Annotated in this window: 10 protein-coding genes and 1 other RNA gene; 6 read left to right on the top strand and 5 right to left on the bottom strand. The window is 65.3% G+C overall.

The window, feature by feature from the left end:
• Window positions 1–15: 15 nt before the first annotated feature.
• Window positions 16–1,407, bottom strand: coding sequence for a DUF805 domain-containing protein (locus tag ACHFB9_RS15575; protein ID WP_417068347.1), 1,392 nt, complete (start codon window positions 1,405–1,407; stop codon window positions 16–18).
• 153 nt (window positions 1,408–1,560) lie between these two features.
• On the opposite strand from ACHFB9_RS15575, the gene ACHFB9_RS15570 reads away from it, so the two are divergent.
• A complete protein-coding gene (locus ACHFB9_RS15570; RefSeq protein ID WP_417068346.1) occupies window positions 1,561–2,991 on the top strand; it encodes a rhomboid family intramembrane serine protease in 1,431 nt (476 codons plus the stop codon).
• Window positions 2,992–2,996: 5 nt separating this feature from the next.
• Here ACHFB9_RS15570 and ACHFB9_RS15565 read toward each other — a convergent pair whose 3' ends face one another.
• The 4 genes from ACHFB9_RS15565 to ACHFB9_RS15550 all read right to left on the bottom strand — a co-directional run bounded on the left by ACHFB9_RS15565 (window position 2,997) and on the right by ACHFB9_RS15550 (window position 7,959).
• On the bottom strand, window positions 2,997–4,286 hold the full coding sequence (locus ACHFB9_RS15565; protein ID WP_417068345.1) for a tetratricopeptide repeat protein: 1,290 nt from the start codon (window positions 4,284–4,286) through the stop codon (window positions 2,997–2,999).
• A 100-nt stretch (window positions 4,287–4,386) separates the two neighbouring features.
• Complete coding sequence (gene glpX / locus ACHFB9_RS15560; protein ID WP_417068343.1) at window positions 4,387–5,394, bottom strand: class II fructose-bisphosphatase; 1,008 nt, start codon at window positions 5,392–5,394, stop codon at window positions 4,387–4,389.
• Window positions 5,395–5,623: 229 nt separating this feature from the next.
• The gene (gene glpX, locus ACHFB9_RS15555; RefSeq protein WP_417068342.1) at window positions 5,624–6,631 is read right to left on the bottom strand and encodes a class II fructose-bisphosphatase; all 1,008 of its coding nucleotides are present in this window, start codon (window positions 6,629–6,631) and stop codon (window positions 5,624–5,626) included.
• Window positions 6,632–6,729: 98 nt separating this feature from the next.
• Window positions 6,730–7,959 (bottom strand): HD-GYP domain-containing protein, encoded by a 1,230-nt coding sequence (locus ACHFB9_RS15550; RefSeq protein ID WP_417068341.1) that lies wholly within the window; start codon window positions 7,957–7,959, stop codon window positions 6,730–6,732.
• A 128-nt stretch (window positions 7,960–8,087) separates the two neighbouring features.
• Between ACHFB9_RS15550 and ACHFB9_RS15545 the strand changes: the two genes are divergently transcribed.
• From ACHFB9_RS15545 to rsmH, 5 genes are all read left to right on the top strand, one after another.
• Window positions 8,088–8,513, top strand: a complete 426-nt coding sequence (locus ACHFB9_RS15545) for an NfeD family protein (RefSeq protein WP_417068339.1) — start codon at window positions 8,088–8,090, stop codon at window positions 8,511–8,513.
• Window positions 8,513–9,433, top strand: coding sequence for an SPFH domain-containing protein (locus tag ACHFB9_RS15540; RefSeq protein WP_417068338.1), 921 nt, complete (start codon window positions 8,513–8,515; stop codon window positions 9,431–9,433). The genes ACHFB9_RS15545 and ACHFB9_RS15540 overlap by 1 nt, the downstream gene beginning before the upstream one ends.
• 92 nt (window positions 9,434–9,525) lie before the next feature.
• Window positions 9,526–10,019, top strand: an RNA gene (rnpB, locus tag ACHFB9_RS15535) — RNase P RNA component class A.
• 306 nt (window positions 10,020–10,325) lie between these two features.
• Window positions 10,326–10,772, top strand: a complete 447-nt coding sequence (mraZ, locus tag ACHFB9_RS15530) for a division/cell wall cluster transcriptional repressor MraZ (RefSeq protein WP_417068336.1) — start codon at window positions 10,326–10,328, stop codon at window positions 10,770–10,772.
• The gene (rsmH, locus tag ACHFB9_RS15525) at window positions 10,769–11,689 is read left to right on the top strand and encodes a 16S rRNA (cytosine(1402)-N(4))-methyltransferase RsmH (RefSeq protein WP_417068335.1); all 921 of its coding nucleotides are present in this window, start codon (window positions 10,769–10,771) and stop codon (window positions 11,687–11,689) included. Before mraZ ends, rsmH begins: the two co-directional genes overlap by 4 nt.
• Window positions 11,690–11,691: the final 2 nt, after the last annotated feature.

The raw sequence follows: 11,691 nt of genomic DNA, 5'->3' as shown, positions 1-11,691 counted from the left end.
ACCCGAGGGTGGCCGTTACTTCATCTTCAGGTGCTTCTGCACTTCGCTGATCTCGGGATCGTTGGCGATCATCTCGCCGTTCACCTCGAGCACCGGGAGCCGGATCTGACCGTCGATTCCCGCGCGGGAGAGCTTCTCCCTGAGTGCTGCGGCGGCGGCCGGATTCGCATCGATCGCGTGTTCGACAAAATGGATGTCCTGGCTCTGCAGCCAGCGTCGCATCGCCGCGCACGAATCGCAATCGCTGGCCGAATACAGCGCGACCTGGTTTTCGTACGCGTAGCGCGGAGTCTGCGGCTCGGTTTCGGCCGGAGGCGGTGGCGCTTCGACGGCCTTGGGTGCGGGGCGGGCACGCTGCCCCCAACCCATGCCCAGCAGGGCTTCGCGGGCAGCGACCGGGTCGCGCTCAATAGCCTTGTAGCTCAGGGTTAGTGCCAGCGCGATCAACGCGAGGCCCATCAACGCGGCCTTGCCTCCGCCCGCTTCGGGCGTTTCGCCGTAGTCGTTTTCGAGTTCGTCGCCGGGTATCAGCAGCAGAGCGAGCGCAAAGATCTGGCCGAGCAGCGGGACCAGCATCAGCAGCGACATCCAGCCGCTGCGGCCGGTGTCGTGCAGGCGCAGCGCGGCGATCCGGAACGTATAGATCAGCAGCGCGAGCATCGCTAGTGTGCCCAGGCCCTTGATGCCCGATGAGAGCCCCAGCGCTATCAAGCTCAGCGCCGCGCCGGTGCCGAACAGACTGCCGCCCAGATAGGCCATGCGCGGGAGGCGCCCGGAGAAGCTCAGCGAGAGCAGTGGCGCGCTCTCGCCGGGCTCGGCGGTTTCGGCTTTGACTTCGCGTTCAGGCTCTGGACGAGCGTGCTGTGACGGCTGTGCGGTGGGCGGCGGTTCGGCCTGCAGCGCGGCCTGCGCGCGGTGGTAGCGCGGCATGTCCAAGCCGCAGTGGCGGCACAGCGTGCGCCGGGGCTGGATCTCCCCGCACTGCGGGCAGGTCACGTTGTCGGCGGACGGATCGACCGCCGTTTCTCGCGCCGTCGAAGGCGGTGCGGGAGGCGCGAGGCTGAAGAGTTCTTCGCTGGCGGGGCGCGGCGCGGCGGCCTTCGGCTCGGGAGCCGAAGCTGGAGCTGATGTCGGTTCCGGGGCCGGAGTCGGTGCGGGGGCCTGTTCTGGGGGCGGCGCGGTGGATTCGACCGTGGCGTCCATGCCCAGGGCGCGGATCAGCCGGGCCAAGCGCTCCGCTTCCTCGGCGCTGGCATCGCGTTTGATCATGATGCGACGGTGCGAGAACAGCAGGTCGAGCTGGGCGTCGGCGATCCGGAAGCTGCGGGCAAGCGCGGCGCGGACTTCGGCGGGATCGTGCCCGGCGAGAATCTGTCCGTTCAGAATGACTCGGTAGCGGCTTGGCATGGAATGGCCCGGGGGATGAATGCTCCGCGATTATGCAGTGTGCAGCGCGCCCCCCCAAATTCCGTGTGAAAAAGAAGCGAGCGGGGGCTCACGGGATGAGTGCGGGGACTGACGGCCTTGCACTGTTTCGGTATTTTCCGGCCTAATCCGGGGATGCTGATCCTGCCTCTGCCCGCCCGTCCCGACTGGTCCCGCCCGCCCTGGGTCACGCTGGGCCTGATCCTCGCCTGCGTCGTGGTCTTTCTGCTCCAGGGAAGCGATGGCGAGCGCCTGAACGCCGCGCTCGAGAACTATCGGCAGTCCCGCCTGCCGGCGACCGAACTGCCCGCCTATGTCGCGGATCTGGGTGGGCGAGGCAAGCTGCGCGAGGCCGACACCCTGCGCCGGGCGCTGGCGACCGGGCAAGAGGCTCAGGTATTCCGTGCGATGGAGATGGACCCCGCCTTCATGAACCGGCTGCGGGCGGGCCAGGTGATCCGCCCCGCCGATCCCGCCTATCCGCTCTGGCGCGCCCAGCGCGAGCGCTACGACGCGTTGCGCGCGCAGGTGTTCTCCGAACGCTATAGCCTTCAACCCGCGCATCCGACGGCCGTGACCCTGGTCACCCACATGTTCCTGCATGCCGACCTGATGCACCTGGCCGGGAACATGGCGCTGCTCTTCATTGTCGGCTATACGGTCGAGGCTTCGCTGGGCGCGGCGGGGTTCGCCCTGCTCTATCTGCTCGGAGGACTCGCGGCGGCGGCGCCCGACCTGCTTTTCGGGAGCGAGCGGGGGGGCTATTCGCTGGGAGCTTCGGGCGCGATCTCGGCGGTGATGGCGGCCTATGTGGTCCTCTTCGGGCTGCGCCGCGTTCGCTTCTTCTATTGGTTCTTCGTATTCTTCGACACCGCGCGCTGGCCTGCTCTGGTGATCCTGCCGGTCTGGCTGGGCAAGGAATTGCTGGAGCGCTTCGTCTTCGACCCCAACGGGCGCGTCAACTATCTGGCGCATGCCGGAGGGCTGATCGCCGGGGCGGTGCTGACCGGCCTCTACCGCTTGCGCCGGGGGGGCAAGAGCGCCGAACATGTGTTGAAGATCGACGCCGACGAAGCGCGTGCCAAGCTGCTCGAACAGGCCTCCGCCCATGTCGCCCGGCTCCAGTTCGATCGTGCGGCCCTGGACTATGCGCGCGCGCTCGCCCAGGGGGCGGACGATATGGTCTGCGGCAATTATCTGCGGGTCGCGCATCTCGCGCGCAAGCCCGAGTTGATCGCCGATGCGGCTGCGCATCTGCTGCGCCGCGCTGCGGTGCGCGAGAGCGCTCTTCCCGGCGAGCAGATCGCCGCTGCGCTCGTCGATCTGGGTTCTTCCTTGCCCCCTCTGGCGCTGCCGGCCTGGGCGCTGATCGCCCGGCGCCTGATCGATTCGGGGGAACTCGCGGCCGCCGAAACGCTGATCCTGCGTCTGGCCAGCCGGGACGGCAAAGGGCATTGGGTCCCCGGCCTGCTCCGCGCGCTCGCGCGCGGCTGGCGCCAGGCCGGACAGCCGGCTCAGGCCGAACGCGCCGAGGCGCTGCTGGCCAAGCGTTTTCCCGGAGCCTGAACTCTTCAGCCGACGCTGCGCAGCCGGGCGGCGAGTTCGAGCAGCTTTGCGGCCTCGAGCGCGACCGGGTGCTGAGGGTAATGGCTCTGTAGCGCTTTCAGGATGCGCTCGGCTTGCTCCTCGTCGCGGCCCTGTTCGAGCAGCAGTTGGGCCCCGAGAAGGTAGATGGACGGGATATCCCGGTGGCCGGGGAAGAGGCGGTCGAAGTTCTTGATCAGCGACTTTACCGCATCATAGTGATGAGCCTTGAACGCCGCTTCGGCCAGCGGCAGGCGATCATCGGCGTTGGCGGGCAGGAAGCCCGGATCGCGTTCGCGGACGGCTTCGAACACTTCCAGAGCCTGGCTGCCGCGCCGGGCGCCGAGCAGGGCCGGCAGCCAGAGCCGGGCGTGATCGGCCAGCGCCTTTTCGTGCCCGGGCAGGGCGCCGAGCAGGCGGTGCAGCCTCGCCTGGGCCTCAAAGTCCGCAGGCGCTTCGCGGACGGCATCGCGCGCCTCTTTGAGCGCTTCCTCTCCTCGCCCCTCGCCGAGCAGCTCGGCGATCCTCGAGGCCCGGGCCGCGCGCGGATCGGCCGCCTTGAATCCGCTCTGCTCCTCGAAGCCAATCCGCACATCGTGTCCCAGCTCCTCGTGATACTGGTAGAGCACATAGCCCATCATCCGGAACATCGCGATCGTGGACAGGCAGGAGGCGAAGCTCGCCAGCGGAACGATCAGCGCATGCGGCGCTGCGTTAGCCAGAAAGCCCTGCAGGAAATTGCCGCTGAAGAAGATCAGCAGCAGGCAGGCGCACAGTCCCAGGTAAGGCACACCGATCCGCGACGCGATCTCCCAGAGCCGGGCCGGGTTCAGCGATTCGCCGAGGTCGTTGTCGAGCGCGAGCACCATCGTGTTGGCCGGCCAGAGCATGGCCAGCAGGCCCAGGCTCAGCCAGGCCGCATTGGGGCCGCCCAGCGCACCGGCGATCGCGCAGAGCGTGCCGCCGACCAGAGCGACGGCGACCTGTTTGTAGGGAAGGTTCTTGCCGCCGTGGGCGGAGTCGAAGACGATCCGGGTGTCGTCGATGAAGCCGCGGGCCGTGCGTTCGAGCACGAAAAAGCCATAGCGCATCAGACTGACGAAGACGACGATCGACAGCACCGAGCTGAGCGGTGCGAACATCATCGCCGCGAAGCTGGCGAGCAGGGCGAGTCCGACGCAGACGAGCAGCGGTTCAGCCGAGAAGGGATAGAGCAGGAAGGACGGAAGCCGGGTCCAGTAGGGGGCGATTCCGGATGCGGGACGTGTTGCGGGCATGACGGGCCTCGATAAGGAAAAAGCGACCTGAGTCGCTTTTTCTGGTTTGGGCGATCTGAGCCGCCCTTGTCGGTTCAGGCCTTCGATTCGCGCTATGTCGTCAGAGTACCAGCTTACGGATAAGCTCGTCCTTGCGGGAGAGGTAGTGCGTCGAGATGATGCGGCGGACCGTTCTCGTCTTGCCGCGGATCAGCAGCGTTTCTGTCGTCGCCAGGTCGCCCTTGCGGGTGATCGCGCCGGTCAGATCGCCCTTGGTGATCCCCGTCACGGAGACGATCACATTGTCGGTCAGCGCCATCTGGTCCAGGGTCAGCACCGAGTTGACGGCGATCCCCATCTTCCAGCAGCGCGCGATCTCGCGCTCGGCGATCGCATGGTTTTCCGGAGTGCAGCCCTGGGTCAGATCGCGCGGGATCAGCCGGCCCTGCATGTCGCCGTCCATCGCACGGGCGACCGCGGCCGAGATCACGCCTTCGGGCGCACCGCCGATGCAGTAGAGCATGTCGATTTCGGATTCGGGCATGCAGGTCTGCACCGAGGCGGCAACATCTCCGTCGGGAATCGCATAGACCCTGACGCCCATCTGCTGCATCGTCCGGATCGCGGTCTCGTGGCGAGGTCTCGCCAGAGTCACGACGGTCAGCTGATCAAGCGGTTTCCCCAGCGCCGCGGCGACCGAGCGGACGTTGTCGGCGATCGGCCAGTCCAGATGGATAGCGCCTTTCGCGCCGTTGCCGACGATCAGCTTTTCCATGTACATGTCGGGCGCGCGCATGAAGCTGCCCTTGTCGCCGACGGCCAGAACCGCTACCGCATTGTTCTGCCCCATTGCCGCCATTCGCGTTCCATCGATAGGATCCACTGCGATGTCGACCGCGTCTCCCCCGCGGCCAACGTGCTCGCCAATGTAGAGCATCGGTGCTTCGTCGATCTCGCCTTCCCCAATGACGATTTCGCCGTCGATCTCGGTCTGGTTCAGCACGTAGCGCATCGCTTCAACCGCGGCGCCATCGGCCTTGTTCTTGTCTCCCCGCCCCAGCCACTTGTAGCCGGCCAGTGCGGCGGCTTCGGTGACCCGGGAAAACTCGATTGCCAGTTCACGTCTCATTACAGTACTTCCCCCCTGTTGTGACCTGAACGCGGAATGCGCTCGGCCAAAGACTGCGAAGGGGCGGATTCTAGGGAGGGGGGAGGGGCGACGCGAGTCCGGGTGTTGTTTTTTTGGCTTCTCGTAAACCCTTATCAGATCTGGTTCTGAAATCCGTGTGTACGTTTTTTGCTACGCAGAGGAGGGGGCTGATCCATAAAAAAGGCGGCTTGCGCCGCCTTCGTTGCGATCAGAGGATCAAATCCTGGATTTCCTTGTCCTTGCGGGCAAGGTAGTGGGTCGAGTGAATGCGCCGGATGGTCCGCGACTTGCCGCGGATCAGCAGAGTTTCGGTCGTCGCGAGGCGGCCGTCGCTGGTGATCGCTTCGAGCAGGTCGCCCTTCGTGATGCCGGTCACCGAGATGATCACGTTGTCGGTGCGGGCCATCTCGTCGAGGGTCAGCACCGTGTCGACGGCGATGCCCATCTTTGCGCAGCGCTCGCACTCGTTCTTGGCCAGCTCGCGGTTCTCGGCCGTGTCGCCCTTGGCCTTGTCGCGCGGGATCAGCCGGCCCTGCATGTCGCCGTCCATCGCCCGGGCGACCGCGGCGGAGACGACGCCTTCAGGCGCGCCGCCGATGCAGTAGAGCATGTCGATTTCGGTGTCCGGCATGCAGGTCAGGACCGAGGCGGCGACGTCGCCGTCGGGGATCGCGAAGACGCGCACGCCCATGTCCTGCATCGCGCGAATCGCCGCTTCGTGGCGTGGCTTGGCGAGGGTGACGACGGTCAGACGGTCGATCGGTTTCCCCAACGCGGCGGCGACCGAACGGATGTTCTCTTCGAGCGGACGGTCGAGGTGGATGGCTCCCTTGGCGCCATTGCCGACGATCAGCTTTTCCATGTACATGTCGGGCGCGCGCATGAAGCTGCCCTTGGTGCCGGCGGCCAGCACCGCGACCGCGTTGTTCTGGCCCAGCGCGGTCATCCGCGTGCCGTCGATCGGATCGACCGCGATATCGACGGCGTCTCCGCCGCGACCGACCTTCTCGCCGATGTAGAGCATTGGCGCTTCGTCGATCTCGCCTTCGCCGATGACGATCTCGCCGTCGATGTCTATCTGGTTCAGCACGAAGCGCATCGCTTCGACCGCGGCGCCATCGGCCTTGTTCTTGTCGCCGCGGCCCAGCCACTTGTAGCCGGCCAGAGCGGCCGCTTCGGTGACTCGGGAAAACTCGATCGCCAGTTCACGTCTCATTGCAATAATCCTGTCGGGACCGGAAACACCCGGTCGAAATCTGCGAAGGGACGGATTCTAGAAGCAGATCAGCGACAGTGCGAGCCTTCCTTGCGTTTTCAGGCCGTCGCGAGAAAGCGCAGCGGATCGATCTTCAGCTTGGCCGGATCCTCGTGGGTGACGATCCGGTCGCCGCCGCCGTGACCGAGGGGGCGGGCGAGATTGAGCAGATAGGGTTCGACGTAGCCATTGGACTTCAGCGAGAAGAAGATCTTGACGGTCGGCGTCAGCAGGTTGTCCGGATCCTGCTCGATGACGACGCCGAGCTTGCCCGATTCCATCCTGACCAAGGTGCCGACCGGATAGATGCCGACGCAGCGCATGAAGGACTGGACCAGCGCCGGATCGAAGTGGAACTTGCTCCATTCGAAGAGTTTGCGCAGCGCATCGGTGGCCGCCATCCCCTTGTGGTAGCAGCGGTCGGCGGTGATCGCGTCATAGACGTCGACGATCGCGGCCATTTTGGCCAGAGTCGAGATTTCAGCTCCGGGCAGCTTGTCCGGGTAGCCGCTGCCGTCCATCCGTTCGTGATGGTGGCGGGTGATGTCCAGCGGGATGGGGCCAATGCCCGGCGTCTGGGTCAATATCTTCCAGCCATCTCCGGGGTGGCGCTTGATGATCTCGAATTCCTCTTCGGTCAGCCGCCCCGGCTTGTTCAGCACTGCATCGGGAACCAGAGCCTTGCCTGTGTCGTGGAGCAGGCCGCCGAGACCCGCCTGGTGCGTCGTCGTCGCGTCGAGACCGACCGCGCGGCAGAACGCGATCAGCAGCGTGCCGACGCTGACCGAGTGCAGGAAGGTGTAGTCGTCCTTGTTCTTGATCCTGAGCAGCGTCAGCAGTGCGCCGCCATTGCGCAGCACCGATTCGGTGATCGTCTGCACCATCGGTTCGACCTGCTCGAGCTCGACGACCTTGCCCAGGCGCACATCCTTCATGACCGAGCGGACGAGACCGGAAGCCTGATCCTTGATCTGTCGCGCGCGCCCGAGTTCGGCGGCGACGTCGATGCGCTCGGGGGGCGGCGGCGTCGCGGATGCCAGCTGCTGCATTTCCTGTTCGAGCCCGGCGCGGACTTCCTCGGCGGTCGGTGCGTCGGAGACGTCGAGGCCGCGCGAGGTGTCGATATAGGCTTCGTGAATTCCGGCCTGGCGGATCTTCTCGATCTGCTCCTCGTCGGTGATTGCGAAACTGCTGCGCAGGAAAGGGTGATCCATCCAGCCGCAGTCCAGATCGTGCAGATACATGCCGACCTTGAGCTGCGCGCTGGAGACTTTTTTGATCGAGGACATCGCTGAGGCTTCGGATGACGACATCCCATTATCCGTGCTTTGTCGCTTTGCCGCACCCTGTGTCGCGACGGCTCCCTGCTGCCTTGTGACGTGTGATAATCCATTGAGGATCGAACCGGAGCCTGAGCATGGATTCAACCAGCTTCATCTGGGCCGTCGCGGCCATCGTCGTGCTGGGCATCGAGATGATGCTCGGAACCGTCTATCTGCTGGCCTGGTCGGCCGGGCTCGCGGTCGGAGCGCTGCTGCAGTGGCTGAGCGGATCCTTGCCCGCTGCGGCCTCTCTTGCCGCGCTGACCGTGCTCGCCGGTTCGCTGCTCGCGCACCGGGTTCGCGTGACCCGCCGTCCGGTGATGGCGGATCCCGATATCGGCGGCGAAGCGAGACTTCTCACCCCGCTCGCGAATGCGCGCTGGCGGGTCGAATTCCGGGGCACCCAGTGGGATGCTCGTATCGTTCGTGGCGCCGAGTTCGCCGCGCCCGGCGCAAGCGCCCGGGTCTGCGGACGCGAAGCCAATTGCCTTCTGCTGGAACTTTCCCAAGGAGAGTCTTGATGTCGCTAGCTTCCTATTTTCTGATCTTCGTACTCTTTCTGGCGATCGTCTTCGCCGCCAAGGCCCTGGTTGTCGTGCCCCAGCAGAGCGCTTACGTCGTCGAGCGCCTCGGGCGTTACAACGAGACGCTCGAAGCCGGTCTGCACGGGCTCGTGCCCTTCGTCGACCGGATCGCCTACCGGCTGAGCCTGAAGGAGGTGCCTTACGACGTCGATCCCCAGGTCTGCATCACCCGCGACAATTCCCAGGTGCAGATCGACGGCATCCTCTACTACCAGATCACCGACGCTCGGCTCGCGTCCTACGGCACTTCGAACTTCGAGACCGCGATCGAGCAGCTCGCGAAGACGACGCTGCGCTCGGAAGCCGGCAAGCGCGATCTCGACAAGCTGCTCGAAGAGCGCTCAGCGATCAACCAGTCGGTCGTCGCTGCGCTCGACGAAGCCTCTCCGGGCTGGGGTGTCAAGGTGCTCCGCTACGAGATCAAGGACATCGTTCCGCCCGAGTCGGTGCTGAAGGCGATGGAGAAGCAGATCACCGCCGAGCGCGAGAAGCGCGCGCTGATCGCGAAGTCCGAAGGCGAGAAAGCCCAGGCGATCAACGTCGCCGAAGGTGAGCGGGCGGCGGCGATTGCCCAGTCCGAAGGACAGAAGGCCGCGGCGGTCAACCGTGCCCAGGGCGAGGCCCAGTCCATCCTGCTGGTCGCGCGTGCGAACGCCGAGTCGATCCAGATGATCGCGCAGGCAATCGAAGCCCAGGGCGGAGAGCGGGCGATCGCTCTGAAGGTGGCCGAGCAGTACGTCGCGGCCTTTGCGAACATCGCCAAGCAGGGCAACACGGTCGTCGTGCCGTCGAACATGGCGGATCTGGCGAGCATGATCACCGGTGCGATGGCGATCGTGCCGAAGAAGGCGGGCTGAGCGCCCGCAGCTCCGGGGTTTTTCCTCCGGGGAACTCGGGGGGCGCGAAATGTGCGGGCGCGAAAGGGCAATGACCGGTAGAATTGCCGCTGGAAGTCCGCCAGGCAGTCGCGGTGCCCGGTTTAGGGCATCGAGGAAAGTCCGGGCCCCGCAGGGCAGGATGCCGGCTAACGGCCGGGCGCTATAAGCCGAAAGGCCCAAGGCGACGGAAAGTGCAACAGAGAAGAGACCGCCGATGGCTCATGCCGCGGCGATCGTTGCGAGCGACCCGAGGTCGCGCCGAGAAGCGCAGCCGTATGTGAATACGGTGAGCATCGCAGGCGCGAGATCGGAGCGCGCAGCAGATCGCCGGGGAAGAGATCAGGTAAGGGTGAAACGGCGAGGTAAGAGCTCACCGCGGACGTGGTGACACGGACGGCAAGGTAAACCCCATCCGGGGCAAGGCCAAATAGGGGGGCGTTGATGCGGCCCGCAGAGCCCCCGGGTAGGCTGCTAGAGCGGCGCAGCAATGCGTCGACCAGAGGAATGACTGCCCCGTCTCCGCAAGGGGGCGCGACAGAACCCGGCTTATCGGCGGACTTCCCTTCCCGATTCTTTCGGTTGCGATGACAAGGTCATCCACTCCCGGCGCGCTCGCGCCGGTTTCATGTTTTCAGGCGGTTTCTCCGCATTCCCTTCTATCTCATTGGATTGATTGGTTTTTTTCTTTAAAGCCAGGCGTCCGGATGAGGTAAGTCCTTGTGTTGCTTGATAAAAATGCCTCTTCGCGCGCTTGACCACGGTTGGCGTTTTACCTAAAGTGGTGCGGAGTGGATAAAAATGGGTGAAAGTGGAATTACGGTGGCCCCGCGTGGGGAACCTCTCCTCTTTCCCGCCAGCCAAGGGGAATGCGATGTTTCAGGGCGCGGTGGCGCTGAGTCTCGATGCGAAGGGTCGCTTGTCGATCCCTGCGCGGCATCGTGACGCGCTCGCCGCGAGCTGCGATGGGCAGCTGCTGATCACGGTTCATCCGCACCGCTGTCTGCTGATCTATCCGAAACCCGAATGGGAACCCATTCAAGCCCAGTTGCTGGCGCTGTCGGGCTTCGATGCCCGCTCGGCATCGCTGAAGCGGATGCTGGTTGGTTTTGCCGAGGACCAGGGCATGGACGCCCAGGGCCGGGTCATGGTCTCGCCGTCGCTGCGCGACTTCGCCGAGCTGGGCAAGGAAGTCCATCTGGTTGGCCAGGGCAATCACTTCGAGCTGTGGTCCGACGCCCGCTGGCAGGACGAGAAGAAAAAGATGTTCGAAGTGGATCTGTCCTCGCTGCCCGAAAACATTGGAAGCATGTCGCTGTGAGCGCCGAACACGTCACCGTTCTGCTGAACGAAGCCGTTGCCGCGCTCGCGATCCGGCCGGATGGGGTCTACGTCGACGGCACTTTCGGTCGCGGCGGGCACAGCCGCCGGATTCTCGGTCAGCTCGGAGCCCGAGGCCGGCTGATCGCCTTCGACCGCGACCCGGTTGCGATCGCCGCCGGCGAAGCACTCGGGGATGCGCGCCTGACGCTCGTGCATCAGGCGTTCTCGCACTTCAGTGAAGAGCTGGACCGGCTGGGGGTTGGGCAGGTCGACGGAGTGCTTCTGGATCTGGGGGTGTCATCGCCCCAACTCGACGATGCGTCGCGCGGAATGAGTTTCCGCTTCGATGCGCCGCTCGATATGAGGATGGATTCCAGCCGCGGAGAAACCGCGGCGGAGTGGCTGGCGCGAGCGTCCGCGCAAGAGATCGCAACGGTGGTGAGGGAATACGGTGAAGAACGGTTTGCTAATGCGATTGCAAAGGCGCTTGTTGCTGCTCGGGCGGGGGAACCTGTTACAACCACAGGGCAACTTGCCGCGCTCGTGGAAAAGGCCGTCCGTACGCGCGAGCCGGGGCAGCACCCGGCGACTCGCACCTTCCAGGCTCTACGGATTCACGTCAATCGCGAGCTCGAGGAGCTGTCGCTAGTCCTCCCGCAATGCATGGCCAGGCTCGGATCCGGCGGTCGCCTTGCGGTGATCGCCTTTCACTCTCTGGAAGACCGCATCGTCAAGCATGCGCTGCGCGATGCGGCGCATCCGGACGAGCCGCCGGCCTGGGTTCCGGTGCGCGCGAGCGAGCTGCCCGCGCCGCTGATGCGGACGTTGGGCAAGCCGGTCAGGCCAAGCGCTGCCGAAGTGGCGGTCAATCCGCGTTCGCGCAGCGCGATCATGCGCGTCGCCGAGAAGATCTGACG

Origin of the sequence: Niveibacterium terrae (genome assembly GCF_048213115.1) — a bacterium.
GTDB lineage: Bacteria > Pseudomonadota > Gammaproteobacteria > Burkholderiales > Rhodocyclaceae > Niveibacterium > Niveibacterium terrae.
Note: the sequence above shows the minus strand (reverse complement) of the source record. Positions and strands in the feature narration are given on the sequence as shown.